The sequence below is a fragment of the Okeania sp. SIO2C9 genome (assembly GCF_010672455.1).
GTDB lineage: Bacteria > Cyanobacteriota > Cyanobacteriia > Cyanobacteriales > Microcoleaceae > Okeania.
Map to the genome: position 1 here is coordinate 1 of NZ_JAAHGO010000112.1, position 20,450 is coordinate 20,450.

Sequence of the window (20,450 nt, forward strand, 5' to 3'; positions counted from 1 at the left end):
ATATGTCTGTCAACAAGTCGCATTCACATGAATTATTTCCTAAGCTTTAGTTACCTGTTTAATATTAACACACTTTTCTACTTCTAGCAACTATTTTATACAATTTTCATTCAACAGTTAATCACCCTCTAATTTCTGCAAAAGATTTTCCTTCGGATAATTCTTTACAGGTATAATCAAAAATGCAAAATCAACGATAACAGTGAAAAATATCCTGGAAAAGACTGGTGTGCCAATTTCCAATTCAGTTCTCAAGTCTGAAGACATTGAGGTTTTGATTCAAAAACCAGAGGATATGAATCAAGATGAGCAATGTCCAGTCGATCGGCAGGCTACTCAGCAAGAGGAAGACTCTATGTTTGCTCGTTCTTTGACCAGTTTTTTGCAGAATTTAAGTGTTCTATATTTGCTTCTATGCTTACTTCTATCCCACAAGACAAGAGCATAATCATTTTGATTAGGGATGTAGACTCAAAGCTAAAAGGTATTGAATTTGAATCTGAAAGTGGTGAAGTTATTAGACATAACGGTTCCTCTACATTTGGTGACAGTAAGACAGGACTTCGAGTTTATAAGTTTAATGAAAAACTACCTCCCAAAATACGACTAAATTTGTACTTCTTCAGAGCTGACTCAGTAGTGAAAGTTCCATTTAAAGCAGTTGATATACCACTACCTTGACATCTTCAGCAAATATAAACCTTTTTTTGAAATCCTCTGTAGGGAAGTTTCATAACTTCCTTAATTTATCAAAATAATTGGAGGGAGCAAGATGCTCCCACTGATTTTGTCCTTGACCAAAATAATGACAATAGACCACAGCTTTGTTGCATGAAAGTAGCGTTCTTAACATCCATTCCGCAGCTTAATCGCTTTCATAGAGCGATTATTGATGTTATATTTATCTATTGTCCAATAGTTATTGCTCTGCTGAGAAAGCGTTGGCGGAGGATGGTGGCGGCAGCTTAATCACTCTATGAAAGCGACTATTGATGTTCTATTTACTATTGTCCAATAGTTATTGCTCTGCTGAGAAAGCGTTGGCGGAGGATGGTGGCAGCTATATCGCTCTAAGCACGCAACTATTGATGTTCTATTTACTATTGTCCAATAGTTAGGGCTGACCGTTAAAATCTCAAAGTTTTTACCTGTAAAGGTTTCAGCTTTTTGATTTCAAATACTGATGTTCTATTTATCTATTGTCCAACAGTTACAGCAGTTTCAGCGCGTTATTGTTGTAGATATGCACAAGCAAGTGCGACAGCTATATACTTTCATGCAACAAAGCCATAGACGACCATTACAATGCACCACCACCTTGATTTTTAGGATATCGACTAAGAGCAAAAGAAAATAATATCCAATATCAAGTTCAAATAATTAGCGATCATACTGTAAGTTTTGTTTTGCACCACCACCTGTTGGCAGAGCATTTCGTTTGCGTAGCATTCCAAAGGAAAGGAAAAATTGCGATTCACAACCCAATAATCCCAACAATAAAGATTGGTTTGTTGGGTTTCCTTTGTCAACCCAACCTACAAACTAGATGTAGGGGCGAATGGCATTCGCCCTCACTCGATAGTAAAAAAATAAAATAATTATTAAAAAACTCACCAACTATGGTAGGCTTTCTTTAACTCTTTGTCCATAAACATTTTATCCCTCATCATAGGTATGAAATAAATCATGGACACAGATATATAAAGCATAGATAGATATTATCAATCCTATTAACCATGACAATTACTACAGCACCATTTCCAATTGACATAGGAAGCTATAAACCACTTTCTCTCGACCCCACTAACCCAACTCTCACAGACGAACAACGGGAAACACTCAAAGCAAATATTCAACTTTGCCGTGATACAATAATCTTCTTCACTGCCACTGGTGCTGCTAGAGGAGTAGGAGGTCATACAGGTGGCCCTTATGACACAGTACCCGAAGTTATGATTTTAGATGCCTTTTTCCGAGGTGCAGCAGAAAAATTTGTACCTATTTTCTTTGATGAAGCTGGACACCGCGTAGCTACTCAATACTTAATGGCGGCTATAGCAGGAGAACTTCCTGTGGAACGTCTGGTAAATTATCGGGCAGCTAATTCTCATTTACCAGGACACCCAGAATTAGGATTTACTCCAGGGGTAAAATTCAGTTCTGGTAGATTAGGTCATATGTGGCCTTATATCAACGGTGTGGCAATGGCAAATCCTGATAAGTTAGTCTTTTGCTTAGGTTCCGACGGTTCCCAGCAAGAGGGTAACGATGCTGAAGCAGCTAGAATGGCAGTAGCACAAAATCTCAATGTTAAATTGATAATTGATGATAATGATGTTACTATTGCGGGTCATCCCTCCGACTATTTAAAAGGTTACGACCTCAACAAAACCTTAACAGGTCATGGCTTAACTGTACTCGAAGGAGATGGGGAAGATTTAGACAGTCTGTATCAACGAATATGTCAGGCGGCTACAACTGAAGGTCCGATCGCTGTGATTAATAAGCGGAAAATGAGTGTGGGTATTGAAGGTTTAGAAGGTTCTACCCACGGACATGATGTGATTCCTCTAAAGTTAGCGATCGAATATCTAGATGCAAAAGGCAGAACTGAAGCAGTTAACTATCTCAAGGATATTGAAAAACCAAAGCAAAGTTACACTTTCATGGGTGTAAGTGACAAAATGGGTTCTAACCGCAACGTCTTTGGTGAGAGTGTGGTATCTGTCCTCAAAGGTATGAGTGAAGAGGAACGCAAAAATCATTTATTTGTTGACAGTGACTTAGAAGGTTCTTGCGGTTTCAAACAAATTCATGATGCTTTTCCAGAGCGGTTTGTTAGTGGTGGTATCATGGAGCGTGGCAATTTTTCTGCTGCTGCGGGGTTTGGTATGGAAGCAGGGAAGCAAGGTATTTTTGCCACATTCAGTGCTTTCTTAGAAATGTGTATTTCTGAAATTACAATGGCAAGGTTGAACAATTCTAACGTTTTGTGTCACTTCTCCCATGCTGGTATAGATGACATGGCAGATAATACTTGTCATTTTGGCATCAATAATATGTTTGCTGATAACGGTCTTGATGATGGTTATGAAACTCGCTTATATTTCCCTGCTGATGCGAATCAAATGAAAGCTTGTGTGGAAGCAGTATTTACTCAAACCGGAATGCGGTTTATCTTCTCCACTCGCTCTAAAGTACCAATTCTGCTAGATAGCAATGGTAATGAATTTTTTGGTGAAGGTTATAAGTTTACTCCTGGCAAAGATGAAGTCATCCGGGAAGGTACAGCAGGTTATATTGTCAGTTTTGGTGATGCGTTATATCGCTCTCTTGATGCAGTGGAACGTTTGAAACAGCAAGGAATAGATGTTGGTTTGATTAATAAACCTACTCTAAATGTTATTGACGAAGATATGTTGCAGAAGGTTGGTAGTGCTCCTTTTGTATTGGTTGTTGAAGCGTTCAACCGTCGTACAGGTTTAGGTAGTCGTTTCGGTTCTTGGTTATTGGAACGTGGTCTGACTCCTAAGTTTGGTTACTTAGCTACTCACCAAGAAGGTTGTGGTGGTCTATGGGAACAGTTCCCTCATCAAGGGATCGATCCTGAAGGTATTATGAGTAAGGTTAAAGAGTTAGCTAGCTAATTTTCTTCAACAGAACTTACGCAAAATATCAAATCATACACCATATGTAGGGGCGAATGGCATTCGCCCTAACTAGATTTAGTATCTGTGCGTAAGTGCTGATAAAATTTAACTCGCTATTAGCTTGAGCGCATTTAGCTATCAGCTAAAAATCCAAGGGTTCGCCTTTTATGGGGGTTTGAATCCCCTATTGTACACCTTGAAAAGCTGATAGCTGACTGCTGACCCCTGACTGCTATTTCAAACACATAATTCAAAAAAACCGAAAAAAATATGGCCTTAGCAGAAGAATGGAGAGACAGAGGATACTATGTAATATTTCAGGAAGACTATGTAGTCCTGTTTCCTCGTGGTAGTGGTAATTGTTATAAGACACTTGTTGATGAAGGTAAGTGGATGAGACATGATGATGAATTTGAAGAACCTTGGGTAAAATTTGAACCTTCTAAAAAGGAGAAAACTAACTTTGAAGAGATAGCTACTAAGTGCTATTGTTTTTCTTTAGGTGGCGGAATTTGCGATTATTGTTCTGGGGAAAAGTTGCCTAGTGATTAAGACATTATCTCTAAAAATTATTTAAACTGTTCAACCAAATATAATATTATATAATGTCCGGATAATTAGTGATAAAAAAACTTTCTCCTTTTCCTCCTCTTTATTGTTTCTTCTTGTTTCTTTCTTCTTCTTTCTTCCCTCCTGAGGACTGAGGACTGAGGACTGAGGACTGACTCCTCCATCGTTTATTTATAAGTATTCAACCGGACATGATATTACTAAGTCAAGCACTTTTCAGAACTGCCTTAATTTATCTTTTATGGATGTGGGTTTAATACCCCACCGTCACTTGCGGTGTTCAAAATTGTTTGGGGAAGTAGTCCCCATGCAATTTTCAATTTTCCCTCCTGACTCCTGAGGACTGACTCCTGACTCCTTCTTCAAGGAATTTTTCTAGAATTGCAGCGAGTTCATGTAGTTGTACAGGTTTACTTAGATAGTCATTCATACCTGCTTTGAGACAGTTTTCTCGGTCTTCTTTCATTGCGTTTGCTGTCATAGCAACAATCCAAGGTTGGCAAGTAGATGCAGTATTTTTAAATTGTTGACGGATATGATGGGTCGCTTCTATCCCATCCATTTCAGGCATTTGTATATCCATAAAGATGATGTCGTAGAATTGGTTTTTGACTGCTTCTACTGCGGCTAAACCGTTTTTTGCTATTTCTATAGTATATCCTAAGCGATGCAACATCTTCTTCGCAATAATTTGGTTTACAGGATTATCTTCTGCTAAGAGAACGCGTACAATAGATTGTTTTCTGCACTGGGAATTATTGGATTTTTGAGTAGTAATTAATGATGAATTTGAGTTTACTTGCTGTGGTAATTCTGGAGCTAGAGGTAAGTCTAAATCTACCCAGAAAATACTACCAATTCCTGGTTTGCTGGTTACTTTTAATGAACCTCCCATTGTCTCTACTATTTTGTTGCTAATTGCTAGTCCTAATCCTGTTCCTTCAACTTTGTTTTGATTCTTTCCTACTTGTTCAAATGGTAGGAATATTTTTTCTAAGTTATGGGGATGAATACCTTGACCCGTGTCTTCTACTTGAAAACGAATTTTTTGCTGTTTTTCTGATTGTGAATCATTTTCTCCGATAGAACCTACTTTAAAATTAACTCCCCCTTGGTCAGTAAATTTAATGGCATTTCCTAATAAGTTAATTAGTACCTGTCTTAATCTTTTTTCATCTACTATAATTCTAGGAGGTAATTTGTCAGTAACTTGATAGTTCAAATAAATTTTCTTTTCTTGGGCACGAATCCTTAATATTTCAACTATTCCATGAAGAAATTTGGGGAAATCTAACTCTTCTGGTAAAAATTCTAGTTTGCCAGCTTCTATTTTCGATATGTCGAGAATGTCACTAATGAGTGTTAGTAAATGAGAACCAGATTGATAAATAATTTCTACTTCTTGTTGTTCTTGAAATGTAAAATTTGGTGAATTTTGCAGAAGTTGGGCTATACCTAATATTCCATTTAGAGGAGTCCGTAATTCATGGCTCATGTTTGCTAAAAATTCACTTTTTGCTTTATTAGCAGTATCAGCAACTACTTTTGCATCCATTAATTCAGCAGTACGTTCTTTGACTCTAGTTTCTAATGCTTCAAAAGAGTTTTGTAACTGTTGAGCCATTTGATTAAAGGATTGTGCTAAAGCTCCTAGTTCGTCATTATGTTTAACTTTTATTCTATGCTTTAATGCTCCATTTGCCATAGTAGTTACGGCTTGGTCTATAAAGCGTAATGGTAATACAATTCTATGTCGAGTAAAAGAAACTATATTATAGACAATTAAGACTATAGATAGGAGAGTCAGCAATAAAAATATTACTGGTATTAGGAATGGTTGAAGTGCTTCTTGTATTGGTTCTTCAACAATAACTAACCAAGGTACTTTTGCTAAATTTTGACTGTTAGAAAATACCCAATTTTTATCAATTGCTTGATATATATTGATTTGTGATTTATATTTGCTGCTGTTCCTACTAGATAATGCTTGAAGGTTCGTTGTTTTTTGAATAAAATTTTGATTCTGATGAACAATGATTAAGCCTTCATTGTTTACGATATATACATAACCGTTGTTTCCGACTTTAATTTCAATTGTTTTATCCCATAATTCTGTCAAGTCAACTCTCGCCACTAATGAACTTTGAGAAATTCCAATATCATTAGTAACAGCGATCGCTATTTCTAAATATGGTTGTTGATTTTCAAATTTGACGTTACTAATATATAAAGATTCAACTCGACCACGATCGGATAACCAAGGTTGTTGACTTATTTGTTTTTGTTTTGGACGATTAAATCTACTATTTTGTACCAAAACTTTCCCGTCCATACCTACAACTATTAAATCTAAAAAAGAGCGATTTCTATCTCGCATCTGATTCATGATCAAGTTAATTTTATTAATATTATTAGTTGTTGATAAAGCAGCACTTGTAGCTACCATATCGCTTTCTAGTGCTAAAAAAAATTGGTTAAAGCTTGTAGCTGCTTCTACTTTTGCATGATTAATTTTTTGATGAGCTTGTTGTATTGTCACTAACAAACTTAGCAAAGTTGTAGCTGTAATACCGAGAATGGCAATTAAGCTCAGTATAATAACTCTAAATGTTATTTGTTTTCTCAAAGATGTTGGTTGTTGTTCTAATTGCTGATTTTTTAAATTAGGATCAACAAAATTGGTATAAAGATTATTTCTATTCATGGGTTTAATAGTTAAATTTATTGACTATTATTTTGGGTGCATCTCATATTCGCAAAAATACTTTTTTCCTATATATTCCCTATTCCCTATTCCCTATTCCCTGTTGCCAGATGAGTTGTTGCTTTCCGGAGCTGTTGCCTGTTACCTAAAAGCGACAAATTTTTGGCTTTATTCACCCATTGAGATGCACCCATTATTTTTCTTCAAAACTTTCTGAAGTTATTACTTCAGTATTTGGTAAAAGGATAATATTGGGAAAAGTTTCTCCATTTTCTAGATGTCGAATCATTAATTGAATTGCCAATCGTGCTTGTTGTTTTGGTGCTTGATTAATTGTAGCTGTAATTTTACCTTGTTTAATTGCTTGTAAACCATTTTCTAGACCATCAAATCCTGTAATAATTACTGGCGGATATTGACTATTTTCTACTGCTTGACTAGCACCTAAAGCCATACTATCATTTGCTGCTATAATTGCATCAATATTGTCAAATTTTTTCAACAAATTTGTGGTAATTTCTTGTGCTTTTGATTGCTCCCAATTAGCAGATTCAATAGCAATTATTTTCATATCCCCTGTTTTTAAACCTGCGGTAAAACCCAAGCGACGTTGAATAGCATTATCGTGATTTGGCGCACCATCTAAAATAGCTACTGTACCTTTTCCCCCTAATTTTTTAACCACCCACTCACCCATTGATTTTCCCGCAGCAAAATTATCAAATCCAACAAAAGTTAGTATTCTATCGCTATTAAGTGGAGTATCCATAGCAATAACTGGTATACCCGAATTAATAGCTTTTTCGATGGCAGGAACTAATCGAATTGAATCAGATGAACCTATGATAATTCCATCTATTTCTTCTGTTTCAATTAAATTTGCTACTAGAATAATTTGGTCTTCAACAAATTCTGTTGTTTGAGGTTTTTCGGAATTAATTATACTTATATCTACATTAAAATTTTGTGCTGCCTTTTCAGCGCCTTCTTGAACATCTTTCCAATAAGGTTCTTGTGGAGTTGTTTTGAGGATGTAGGCTATTTTCCAAGGTTTGCTAGCTTTGATTTCTGTTTGAAAAATTTCGTCTGATACTTGACTAACTGGAGAAGATAACTGTTTTTTTGACAAGCTTGGTTCGGAATTTTCTGAAATTTTGGCTTGGTTATTACAGCCAAAATTTAATAAACAAAGCATGAATATTATCATAGTTGGTCGAAATAAATAGCAGGAATCATACAGATTATTTAGCTTCATGTTGGTTATTTGATTTTCGAGTTCGATTGATGATAATTGTAGTAGCAAACTTTGATGTCTCTTTCAGAGTAGTTATGACAAAATAAGAAAAAATAACCTCGATCGAGATATGCCTTGCATTATTTACAAAATTATAGAAATGCAGCTTTAATAAAAATCAAGCTTGGAGGTTAAAACATCTGACCTAGATAAGAGTTTGAGACATGATTATCTAATAAGTTAACATAGTTATTCTAGAATATCTACTTTGATTAATAATTATTTTAACCTGACTATTAATGCTACACAAAGGTAAGTAAGAAGTAAGAAAGAAGAAGGAAGAATCAGTAGAGCAAGCTAAAAAAAAGACGTTGCATTTTTAATCAAAAAAAACCTCAAAGGAATGAAGATAAACTTTTGAGTTAATTTACAATTTGATACATAGTGCCCAAAATTTACCATGTTCTACTGAAAAAAAAGGAAAATAATAATAGATATAGATAACAAATAGGATTAGAGAGATTCCTTCTAGGTATTAATTTCTAAGTTATTTTTTGTGGAATTATATTGAATAATTGCTATTATGAATAATTAAGGTTTCAAGCCTCTCACTCGCTGTGGAGAAACAAGAAAATTTTTTCATAATTAGTCAATCCTCTTCTTTTCAAGGAGAGGTAATAATTAATAATTAATAATTAATTATTAATTATTAATTGTTGAATAACACCAACTTTGGAAAAAGAATGTCACGAATAATAAGGGCAGTTAAAAGACTTTACCGAATAATTAAAGTTTAAAGCAACTCCAGTTAAAAGGAGATTTTCCTTTAACTAAAAATATAAATTCCGGCCTATTTCATATTAGATAAAAAAACAGCCTACTTTATAGAGTGAAGCTGCCTTAGAAATGTACTTTTTGCTTTTATACCAGATTAGAATTTACGGCTCCTGCAACTATAAGTTCTGGCTGTAATAATCCTGTTAACATTTCCTCTGGTCGCTTACCATGAGGCCAAGCAAAAGCGTGACGAAATGCTGCATTTTGACAAGCTTGTAGTTGTCGAAAATCAATCACATCCAATGTTAGTAAATTCTCATATTCAAACGGCAAACGTACATTATGTAAACCAGCATTATCTGTACAAATAGCAATATCTACTCCCGCATCAAAACATTGGTCAAATACTGTCTTTAACTGACTCATATTATCCATAGTACCTGTTTTGAAATAAGTAGTTGGACAAACTTCTAAACATTGCCCTTTGTTAGCTACTTCTTTTAATAGTTCTGGATGTTTTAAAGGAATTTGAATGCCATGACCAATTCGCATTAAATAAGGTAGTAATTCTGGATGACAACCGTTGGGAGTTTCATAAAGATGTCCAGTCGTTTTCACCCTCTGGGAACGCGCATATTTATACAGTTTAATAAACTCATCTATACGTTCGCCATAATGATTATCTCCACCAGCTAAATCTATCGCACATACATATTCTGGCATTTGCACTGCTAAATCTACAATTGCTTGATTCACTTCATAGGGTAACCTAGTGTGCATACATAGAATTTGGCTAGTAACAATCGGGTATTCATTTTGTTGACTTGCCTTACCCACAGTTGTAACTATTTCTGACATTAAATCTATACGTTCAGACTGAGATAAATGCTCTGGAGTTCTCAAGTAAGGTGTATAACGTAACTCTAAATAAGCTAAATTTTCAAATGTATAAGCACCTCGAATTAAGCGATAAATAAAGTAAGGCAATGTTTCAATAGTTTGAACCTGTTCTACTAACGTATGTAGTTCTAAATATTCATCTAATGTGTTTCTTGGTTTGGTGTAAAATTCTTCAAATTGTAGATATTCGGGAAAACGGTTTGCTAGCTCTTCGTTTTGACGTTGGAAATATCGCCATAAAACTCTAGGAACTACGGAACCTCCTAAATGTCGATGTAATTCTGCGTGTAAAGCCATAAAAATCTAATTCATCCTTGTAAGTATAAGTATTAATAAGTAATCCTAGTTTAAGTAATATATAGCTGTCCTAAATAAGTTTTGCACAAATGAAATGTTAGTTATCTAAATACTGAGGGTTATACCGTTTCACTAAAGTCAGAAGTCAGAAGTGATATTTTAGGCACTTAAAACCTCTATTATACAGTAATTTCAGCTTATTATTTAACTTCATCAGTTATCAACTATTTGTGATATTTTTTAAGTAAATTGGTATTACTTCTGTTGAATATGTAGTTAATGTTGATATGGCATTTCTCAAGTTACTGAGATACAGTACTTTTTCTGATTTTATACTCCCTACTATCTTGCAGGAGTGCACTACCAGATGCATCTAATGGTACTTACACATTTTCCGATCAAAAAATGCCTGAGAGTCTCTCTGTGTAAGGGAATTAAGTCAATGCCCTAAAAATGGCTGGAACCCCTGCTTGTGAAGGAATTATACCTTTTTGATGTCAAACTCTCTACCTCTATATATTTAAGAATATTTTATAGCTCTATTTTGTGTAAGTCCCAGTAACCTCTTCCAGAGTAGCTCAAGCTATCGCACCCCGTAAGGCCACACCCGCTACTCCTGTACAGGTAGAACGGCCATTAACTTGCGCATAACTATCGTTAACGCCCCTACTAAAAATTACGAATTTTGTACCTCACGCTTCTTGGGAGTTGCTATAATTCTATATCCTATCTAAGACAGCAATAGTATTTTCTAGGATTAAAAAATCAGTAGTCACCTAGTCAGAATTAAAGAATCGAAACAGTATTTCAACACAAAATCAGACTATTTGATTTTTGCCTCTTTACCAATTGATAATTAGAGCTTGCTGGTTAAGCATAAAAGCATTTCACAGATAGTGTTAAACCTAAAAACCTTTTTTCACAGAAATTAAAGAGCTAGTTCTTAGGAGTGAAAAGCTAATATTTTGAGCAGACCTAAGCTGAAAAATCTCAGACAATTCTTCCTTCTAACCTCCTGATATAATTCCCATTTTTCCTGACCCCTGACTTCTATTATTTGAACCCTCAATGACAGCAAGAGTTTTAGACATACGGATTATTGTAACAATAATTAACAAAAATTAATTGACATAATTTTTAGTTGATGCAACAATAGCAAATTGTGTTAACTATCCGTAGAGGAGACCCTTGGCTAACGTAATCGTGATAGGTGCCCAGTGGGGCGATGAAGGAAAAGGAAAAATTACTGATTTGTTGAGCAAGTCAGCAGATGTGGTAGTACGTTACCAGGGGGGAGTAAATGCTGGCCACACTGTCGTTGTTGATGGTCAAACATTTAAACTACACTTAATTCCTTCCGGTATTCTTTATCCTGATACTGAGTGTATCATTGGCTCTGGAACAGTTATCGACCCCAAAGTTCTGATTGAAGAATTAGACCAGGTTGAAGCTTTAGGAATCTCCACATCAAATTTGATGATTTCTCAAGCTGCTCATGTGACAATGCCTTACCATAGACTAATAGACCAGGCATCGGAGGAACGTAGAGGCAGTCAAAAAATAGGAACTACAGGAAGAGGTATTGGTCCAACTTATGCTGATAAGTCTGAGCGTACTGGGATTCGGATGATTGATTTGATCAGTCCAGATAGATTAAGAGAACAGATAAATTGGACAGTTAACTATAAGAATGTAATTTTAGAAAAGCTTTATAATCTATCTCCTTTAGACCCAGATGAGGTAGTAAAAGAATATCTGGAGTATGCAGATCGCCTCAGACCTAATGTTATAGACGCGTCTTTAAAAATCTACAATGCAATTCAGCACAGACGCAATATTTTATTTGAAGGGGCACAAGGTACTCTCTTAGATTTAGACCATGGTACTTATCCTTATGTTACTTCCTCAAATCCAGTGGCAGGAGGTGCTTGTGTGGGTGCGGGAGTAGGGCCAACAATGATTGACCGAGTAATTGGGGTGGCGAAGGCTTATACTACTAGAGTGGGAGAAGGACCATTTCCCACGGAAGCTAAAGATGATATAGGGACATTGCTACGCGATCGCGGTGCAGAATTTGGGACAACAACTGGTCGTGAACGTCGGTGTGGATGGTTTGATGGGGTAATTGGACGTTATGCAGTCCGAATTAATGGTATGGATTGTATGGCAATTACTAAATTGGATGTATTGGATGAATTATCAGATATTAAGGTATGTGTAGCTTATGAAATGGAAGGTGAGCGTTGTGAAGATTTTCCCAGTAGTTCTTTGCAGCTAGCTAAATGTAAGCCGATTTATGAAACTTTACCTGGTTGGCAAAAGCCAACTATTGATTGTAGAAGTCTTGAAGATTTACCCAAGCAAGCTTTGGATTATTTACGGTTTTTGGCAGATCTCATGAATGTACCTATTGCCATTGTGTCTTTAGGAGCTAGTCGTGACCAGACTATTGTAGTTGAAGACCCAATTCACGGACCAAAGCGGGCACTCTTAGGTTCCCATGGTACTACGATTATTTCTTAGATTGAGGGAATTTGATTTTGGGATTGGGTATAAACAAATCTTAAACTAATAGTTTAGATTTGAAGGAAGGAGAGAAAAATTGTGTAACTCCCGTTCTTTCTCAAAAATTATTTTTTATTTGACTTTACCGAATAATTAAGGTTTAAAGCCTCTCCTTTAAAGGAGAAAAAAAATTTTTCCTTAAGGGTCAATCATCTCCTTGAAAAGAAGAGGTAATTATTAATTATTAATTGTTGAACAACCTACTCAAATGATAAATTGCTGGCAAAAGTAAAAGTTAAATATTAATTTATTCCGTTTTTTTAATACCTCTCTATTTCTGTTATTCCTTCTGGATACTAACTTCTGCCAAAAGTATAATTATAGATGTTTTAGAAGATTTGTTACTTCTGTCGTTGTAATAGTAGGTTGAGACAAGCAAAACTTAGAACGGGAGCAAGATGCTCCCACTAGTTATACCATTACAATGCACCACTACCGAAGTTTGGTAAAACCAGAATATAGATAAAAAATTGAAAATTAGATTCCTCAATCCTAAGAGATTTTTTATGACAATAAGTTGTGAAACTAGAATATCTAAACGTTCTTTTACAATGTAATTATCTGCTCAGGTTTTAGGTTATCAGTCCGATTGAATACTTATAAATAAGGGAGTAGGGAAAACAGAGAAATTTGTTGTTGAAGTGAAAAGAGTGTTTTTTCCAGATAGTTATTAAACGGACATTATCTTTGATCAAAATAATTGGGTCTAAAACCCCGCCTTTTAAGGCAAAATATTTTTGGAACCTTTCTCAAATCCCCTTTACAAAAATAACTTCTGACTTCGTTAAGTGGCGGGTTTAATACCCCACTGTCTAATTTGAATTCATAAACAATTTTCCCTTCTGCCTTCAGCATAGCTGCTTTCTGCCTTCTTCAAATTAATTGTCAATGCTATGTATCCAAAAATTTGGTATAATTGGTAAGCAAACTAAGCGAAAAAAGTCAAGATGGAAGTTACAGTAGAATGTCAAAAAAGACCTGAAGGTAGCAAAACCAAAGCTCTGAGAAGAGAAGGATTAATTCCTGCAGTATTATATGGTCATCAAGGTACAGAATCAGTTCCATTAACAATTGAAGTTAAAAAAGCACAGAAATTGTTAAAGGATACCTCTATTAATAATACTATTATCGATCTTCAAGTTCCTGATATTTCTTGGAGTGGCAAAACTATTCTTCGGGAAGTTCAATCTCATCCCTATAAACCCTTAATTCTTCACCTAAGTTTTTTCTCCGTAGCTGCTCATGGAAGTCTAGATGTAGAAGTACCTATACATTTGGTTGGTGAACCAGTAGGAGTTAAGGTAGATGGTGGAATCTTAGACCAGGTTGTTACAGAATTAGCAATCAGATGCAAACCAGATAAAATTCCTGAAACATTGGAGATAGATATCTCCAGTCTGAAGTCAGGAGAGTCTCTTCAGCTGAGTCAAATTACTTTACCAGAAGGAGTAGAAGCGGCAGGAGAAGCAGACTTAGTGTTAGCGCGTATAATGGCTTCTGTGACTACGTCATCTACAGAGTCAGAGTCAGAGAGTGAAGGAGCAGAATAAAGCAGAGATTTTGTAAATATCAGTCGATATTATTATGACATAGGTGTGAAAAAAAAATGTAGAGACGTTCCATGAAATGTCTCTACGAGAATTGCTAAAAAAGAACCTTCGCCCTCCCTATTTTTTACTAAATATCCAAGTCAGTAATATTCAAATTAAAATGCGGAATGTGGGTTGGATAATATAGTTAGCATTACCAGGAAACTGATTTTCTATCACTTGCAGGACTTAGGCAAAATATCAAATCATATTTCTTAATTTTTATCCTTTTAGGTTTTCTTGCTCTATCTAAGTGCTAGTGGTGTTGGGTTTATCCTGCTGATAAGCTGTGCTAACGTACTTCAAACCTACCTACTGGACTACATCGGGTTGTGAGTTCCAAGTCTTCATTGCTTCTGGGTAGATTATTTGAAGATTCCAAAATTTAGTCTAAACTCCAGTCAACAGAGGAATTACGAAAACTATATACTGAATAACTCAAAAATTCGGTGCATATTCCGCATCCTAATATCATGTCCGGATGATTAAGTATAATAAAAATGTTCTCCCCTAAATGTTGAAGAAATATCTCACATTTTTGCTCCGTTTCCAGTGTTCCCTCTTGAATTTACACCTACCACCTACCACCTAACACCTAAGAATTTTATGATCACGCTATTAAGTGGACATGATATAAATCTTCAGTTTGATCGACAAGGAATAGCAGAATCTCTGATATAGAATCCGGTTATATAATATATGTCTATAATTCTATAATTACTTGAATATTTAATCGGACCCACTCCCCCACTCCCCCACTCCCTACTCCCTACATGATATCAACTCCTCCACTATCTCCCAAACTCGATCTAATAAACCTGGTGTTGCTGCATCAAACCATTCAATTTCTGGATACGCTCGAAACCAAGTCCGTTGTCGCTTGGCAAACTGACGAGTATGTAAAACTGTTGCATCTATCGCCTCAGTTAAACTAATATCTCCTGCCAAATATTGCTTCATCTCTGCATAACCTAATGTATCTAACAATGGCAACTCCGCACCATATTTTTCACACAAAAATTTGACTTCCTCCACTAACCCAACATCCACCATTTTATTAGTCCGATGACGAATACGATCACCCAAAATTTCCACATCACAATCCAATCCTATTTGCAAAATTGGATGATTTGGTGGATTTTCTCCCTGCTGTTGGGAAATGGGTTTCCCACTCACATAAAAAACTTCCAATGCTCGCAACGTTCGTACCGCATCATTAGGATGAATTTTTTGAGCAGCAATCTCATCAACTTGTTGTAACATTTCGTAACATTGTTTTTGACCTAAATCTGCTAGTTGCGATCGCAACTTTTCATTAGGCCCAACTCTAGGAATCTTTAAACCTTTAACTACTGACTTAATATATAGACCCGTCCCCCCCACTAATAAGCTCGGAGATACCACATTAGTTTTATTAATTAAATCTTGTGCCTGTTCCTGATATTCTGCTAGAGTTAAAGTTTCCGTGGGTTCACAAATATCTATTAAGTAATGAGGTACTAATTCCCGTTCTGCTGTAGTTGGTTTTGCGGTTCCAATATTAAAATATTTATATATTTGACGAGAATCTGCACTAATAATCGCCGATCCTAATCTCTGGGCTAAATCCAAGGCTAATCCAGATTTACCCGTAGCAGTAGGCCCACAAATAGTAATTAGAGAAAAGTCAAAAGTCAAAAGTCAAAAATCAAAAGTTAGACAAGTTAGTGACGTTCTCCTACATCAAATCAAAGATTATGATGTAGGCTTCCCTTCCTCACAGATAGGGCTTTCTGTTTTGCTGGCGCAACGCTGCGCGAACACAGGGAGTGCAACCACTTAACCCTCGACAGACACCAGACGATGAGACCCACCGCCTTTTTGTACTTAACAATTCTGTACTCCCGAAAGCACCCCATACTCGCTATTTGTTTTCGGTAGTGCTGTTCTCAGGTGCGTATTACTGCCACTCCTAATACAGTCAGAGTAACACAAAAAGGCGTACAATGACAAGAGATAAACCGATAGTAATTCGAGTAAATCAAGATGAATATGAAAAAATTAATCGATACGCTAAAAGCAAAGATTTATCTGTTGTCCAAATCATTCGAGACTACATCAAGGGTTTACCGAAAAACCCTGATCGAGCGGACGCTACGCGGTTTATTTGTTGGTCAGCAACTCCCCTCCCGTTAACATTCATATAACGGCAGACCCCTTGCCGATATCAAAGTTGGGGTCTCACCAGCAACTAAAATTAGGCCGATGTTTTATATATTTGGGTCGGTATTCATCCCCACCTCACATAAGGGTGTCCCGATCTTTTTTTTAGGTCGGAACTTCTGTCTAAATTTTTGTTGATTCTGTCTCCTGACTTCTGACTTCTGACTTCTGACTCCTAACTGCCTACAGACCCTAAACAAATTTCTCTTCAAAATAGCCTAGAGTCGCTTTTAAGGCTTTTATGTTATAATTTAGTAGAACTTTATCATTTTTTGACAAAAGTTGCGATTAAAGCCATTATTAGGAGAGATATTGCTATGGCCAGCAGCGATTATGGCGCTGAACAAATACAAGTTCTTGAAGGTCTCGAAGCGGTACGCAAACGACCAGGAATGTACATCGGTACCACAGGGCCTCGTGGACTACATCATCTAATCTACGAAGTTGTTGATAACTCTATCGATGAGGCGCTAGCTGGTTATTGCACCCACATCGAAGTCGATCTGAATGAAGATGGTTCTGTGAAAGTTACAGATGATGGCCGGGGTATTCCGGTTGATACCCATTCTAAAACAGGTAAGTCCGCTTTAGAAACAGTTATGACTGTTCTCCACGCAGGAGGTAAATTTGGTGGTGGTGGTTATAAAGTTTCTGGGGGATTACACGGAGTGGGGGTTTCAGTAGTCAACGCTCTTTCAGAGTGGGTAGAGGTAACGGTTTGGCGCGATAAAAAGACACATCTCCAACGTTATGAGCGTGGCAAACCTACTGATAACCTTAAATCTAAGTCTAATAAAGAAAAGCGTAAGGGTACATCAGTACACTTTCTCCCCGATGAACAAATTTTTACTACAGGTATAGAATTTGACTACAATACTGTTGTTGGTCGTCTGCGAGAGCTAGCATATTTGAATGCAGGTGTCAAGATTACGATAACAGACCACCGCCTAGAATTAATCAAAAGTGATGAACCACGAGTTGAATCTTATTGTTATGAGGGTGGGATTAAGGAATATGTTATCTACATGAACCGGGAAAAGCAACCTTTGCACGAAGAGGTGATTTTTGTACAAGGGGAAAAGAATGATGTACAAGTAGAAGTAGCTTTGCAATGGTGTGTGGATGCTTTTAGTGATAATGTTCTTGGTTTTGCCAATAATATTCGGACTATTGATGGTGGTACTCATTTGGAAGGGTTAAAAACTGTTTTGACCAGAACAATGAATGGTATTGCTCGTAAGCGAAATAAACTCAAAGAAAGTGATTCTAATTTGGGTGGTGAAAATGTCCGGGAAGGTTTAACGGCAGTTATTTCTGTAAAAGTTCCTGAACCAGAATTTGAAGGTCAAACAAAGACTAAGTTGGGCAATACTGAAGTTAGAGGTATTGTTGATTCTTTGGTGGGAGAAGTTTTAACTGAATATTTAGACTTTAATCCTCAAATTGCTGATGCAGTTTTAGAGAAGGCTATTCAAGCTTTTAAAGCAGCAGAAGCAGCTCGTCGAGCAAGGGATTTAGTTAGGAGAAAATCAGTTTTAGAATCTTCTCCATTACCAGGAAAACTAGCCGATTGCAGTACGAAAAACCCTGAAGAATCCGAGATATACCTTGTGGAAGGAGACAGTGCCGGGGGCTGTAACGATGGCCATCAACAAGTTATTTTAGCTGATGGACGTAGACTTAGCTTTATAGAAATAGTAGCTGAACAAGCTGAGGGTAAAGAACATTTTTGTTACACAATTAATGATAATGGATATGTGGCAATTGAAAGGATAATTAATGCAAGAATAACTAAGAAAAATGCCACAGTTCTTAAGATAACTTTGGATAATGATGAAACTATCATTTGTACTCCAGATCATCCTTTTATGCTCAGAGATGGTAGTTATAAACCAGCAGCTTTATTAACACCAAATGATGCTTTGATGCCTCTGTATCGAAAGTTATCTCAAAAGACAAAAACTGGTCAGGGATTAGATGGTTATGAAATGGTTTGGAATCCTAAAAAAGAAAAGTGGATTTATACCCATTTGTTGGCAGACTTTTATAATTTGAATGCAGGAGTATATAAGTCAGCAGATGGCAACCATCGTCATCATGTTGATTTCAATAAACTCAATAATAATCCTACCAATATTCAACGACTTCCAGCAGAGGATCACTTGGCATTACACAGGGAACATCTTGAATTCACATTGCATCGTCCTGATGTTAAAGAAAAAAGTCGTCAAGCTCATACAACTGATGAATTTCGGGCGATGATGAGCGAACGAATGCAGGAACCTGAGACGCGAGAGATTTTATCACAACAAGCTAAAGCACAATGGGAAGTTGATGAGTATAAGGCTTTTATGGCTCAGAAATGGCGGGAGTTTTATGATAGCAATGAAGAGTATCGTGAAGAAAATCGCGAACAGTTAATGAAAGCACAGCAGGAATATTGGAGTAAAGCTGAGAACTGTGAAGCTCAAGCTGAACGAGTGCGGGATTATTTTGCTAATAACCCAGAAGCACGGGAGACAGCTTCTGAAGTAGCAAAACAGCAATGGCAAGATGAAGATTTGTTGGAGTGGCGACGGGAAAAAACTAAGGAACAGTGGACTCCTGAATTTCGTGCCAAGCGTCGCGAGGCGTTAAATAAAACTTACTATCGCAAGACTCTTGAGGCGTTGCATAAGGTTTATCAGAGTTCTCGTTTCATAGATTTGGATTTGTATGATATTTATCGTCGTCGCGAGAAGGATAAGTCGATGTTGAAGTTTGAGACTTTCTGCGATCGCTATTTTGGAGGAGACGAATTTTTGGCGCGGGATGCTATTCGTAACTATAATCATCGGGTTGTTTCTATTGAACCTCTGGAAGAGCGACGGGATGTTTACGATATTGAAGTTCCTAATACTCATAACTTTGCTTTAGCTAGTGGAGTTTTTGTTCATAATAGTGCTAAACAAGGTCGCGATCGCCGTTTCCAAGCAATATTACCGTTGCGGGGTAAAATTATCAACATTGAAAAAACGGATGATGCTAGGATCTACAAAAATAATGAAATTCAATCAATGATTACAGCTTTAGGTCTGGGTATCAAAGGTGATGAGTTTGATGTGAGTCAACTACGCTATCATAAGGTAATTATTATGACTGATGCAGATGTTGATGGTGCCCACATCCGCACGTTGTTATTAACATTTTTCTACCGATATAAACGAGCGTTGGTTGACCAGGGTTATGTGTATATTGCTTGCCCTCCTTTGTATAAAGTGGAGCGTGGTCGGAATCATTACTATTGTTATAGCGATCGCGAACTCAACCAACTGGTTCAAAATGAGTTTCCTGCTAATGCCAACTATACTATCCAACGGTTTAAAGGTCTTGGTGAAATGATGCCAGCACAACTTTGGGATACGACAATGAACCCAGAAACTCGGACTTTGAAACAAGTAGAAATTGAAGATGCTGCGGAAGCGGATCGGATATTTACTGTATTGATGGGCGATCGGGTTGCTCCTCGGCGTGAGTTTATTGAGACTTATGGACCAAAATTGAATATTACTGACCTGGATATTTAATTAGGTAGGGTGGGCAAATGTTAGTTGATGTTGGATGGTATAACTCAATATTTGCTCACTCTAGAATAAAGTAGGCGATCGCCACTATAGCATTGTAAGCATTTCCTGCGGAATGCGCTCGCATTCAGCTTTTTAATGAATGAAGCAAGTACTCGTTTAACTTCTACTAGATTTTCAACTCTATGGAGGGAAATGTAGATGTAGCTCGCACTTACTGCTAAGGTGGGGAGATGGGGAGATGGGGAGATGGGGAGATGGGGAGATGGGGAGATGGGGAGATGGGGAGATGGGGAGATGGGGAGAGGGGGAGATGGGGAGATGGGGAGATGGGGAGATGGTGAGTATATGAAATATTTAAAATATATACAAAATAAAACATTAAAAAATATCATAATA

General features: G+C 36.7%; 12 protein-coding genes. 8 read left to right on the forward strand and 4 right to left on the reverse strand.

Going from position 1 to position 20,450, the window contains the following annotated elements; translation table 11 throughout:
- Positions 1–229 precede the first annotated feature (229 nt).
- The 4 genes from F6K23_RS37055 (at position 230) to F6K23_RS37070 (ending at position 4,202) form a co-directional block, all read left to right on the forward strand.
- On the forward strand, positions 230–448 hold the full coding sequence (locus F6K23_RS37055; protein WP_293165691.1) for a hypothetical protein: 219 nt from the start codon (positions 230–232) through the stop codon (positions 446–448).
- Positions 449–453: 5 nt separating this feature from the next.
- Complete coding sequence (locus F6K23_RS37060) at positions 454–681, forward strand: hypothetical protein (protein ID WP_293165693.1); 228 nt, start codon at positions 454–456, stop codon at positions 679–681.
- A gap of 1,055 nt (positions 682–1,736) precedes the next feature.
- Positions 1,737–3,647, forward strand: a complete 1,911-nt coding sequence (locus tag F6K23_RS37065) for a transketolase C-terminal domain-containing protein (RefSeq protein ID WP_293165695.1) — start codon at positions 1,737–1,739, stop codon at positions 3,645–3,647.
- Positions 3,648–3,920: 273 nt separating this feature from the next.
- Positions 3,921–4,202 (forward strand): hypothetical protein, encoded by a 282-nt coding sequence (locus tag F6K23_RS37070; protein ID WP_293165696.1) that lies wholly within the window; start codon positions 3,921–3,923, stop codon positions 4,200–4,202.
- A 334-nt stretch (positions 4,203–4,536) separates the two neighbouring features.
- Here F6K23_RS37070 and F6K23_RS37075 read toward each other — a convergent pair whose 3' ends face one another.
- The 3 genes from F6K23_RS37075 to F6K23_RS37085 all read right to left on the reverse strand — a co-directional run bounded on the left by F6K23_RS37075 (position 4,537) and on the right by F6K23_RS37085 (position 10,132).
- Positions 4,537–6,924: a hybrid sensor histidine kinase/response regulator gene (locus tag F6K23_RS37075; RefSeq protein ID WP_293165698.1), complete on the reverse strand. Its 2,388-nt coding sequence runs from the start codon at positions 6,922–6,924 to the stop codon at positions 4,537–4,539.
- A gap of 193 nt (positions 6,925–7,117) precedes the next feature.
- On the reverse strand, positions 7,118–8,119 hold the full coding sequence (locus F6K23_RS37080) for a sugar ABC transporter substrate-binding protein (RefSeq protein ID WP_293165700.1): 1,002 nt from the start codon (positions 8,117–8,119) through the stop codon (positions 7,118–7,120).
- Between the two features lie 960 nt (positions 8,120–9,079).
- Positions 9,080–10,132, reverse strand: a complete 1,053-nt coding sequence (locus tag F6K23_RS37085; RefSeq protein ID WP_293165702.1) for an adenosine deaminase — start codon at positions 10,130–10,132, stop codon at positions 9,080–9,082.
- A gap of 1,188 nt (positions 10,133–11,320) precedes the next feature.
- On the opposite strand from F6K23_RS37085, the gene F6K23_RS37090 reads away from it, so the two are divergent.
- Positions 11,321–12,655 (forward strand): adenylosuccinate synthase, encoded by a 1,335-nt coding sequence (locus F6K23_RS37090; protein ID WP_293165704.1) that lies wholly within the window; start codon positions 11,321–11,323, stop codon positions 12,653–12,655.
- Between the two features lie 989 nt (positions 12,656–13,644).
- Positions 13,645–14,247 (forward strand): 50S ribosomal protein L25/general stress protein Ctc, encoded by a 603-nt coding sequence (locus F6K23_RS37095; protein WP_293165706.1) that lies wholly within the window; start codon positions 13,645–13,647, stop codon positions 14,245–14,247.
- 801 nt (positions 14,248–15,048) lie between these two features.
- Here the strand turns inward: F6K23_RS37095 and miaA are convergent.
- A complete protein-coding gene (miaA, locus tag F6K23_RS37100; RefSeq protein WP_293165708.1) occupies positions 15,049–15,963 on the reverse strand; it encodes a tRNA (adenosine(37)-N6)-dimethylallyltransferase MiaA in 915 nt (304 codons plus the stop codon).
- A 308-nt stretch (positions 15,964–16,271) separates the two neighbouring features.
- On the opposite strand from miaA, the gene F6K23_RS37105 reads away from it, so the two are divergent.
- A complete protein-coding gene (locus F6K23_RS37105; protein WP_293165710.1) occupies positions 16,272–16,472 on the forward strand; it encodes a hypothetical protein in 201 nt (66 codons plus the stop codon).
- Positions 16,473–16,805: 333 nt separating this feature from the next.
- Positions 16,806–20,054 carry a DNA topoisomerase (ATP-hydrolyzing) subunit B gene (gene gyrB / locus F6K23_RS37110; RefSeq protein ID WP_293165712.1) on the forward strand — a complete coding sequence of 1,083 codons (3,249 nt, stop codon included), beginning with the start codon at positions 16,806–16,808 and terminating at the stop codon, positions 20,052–20,054.
- Positions 20,055–20,450: the final 396 nt, after the last annotated feature.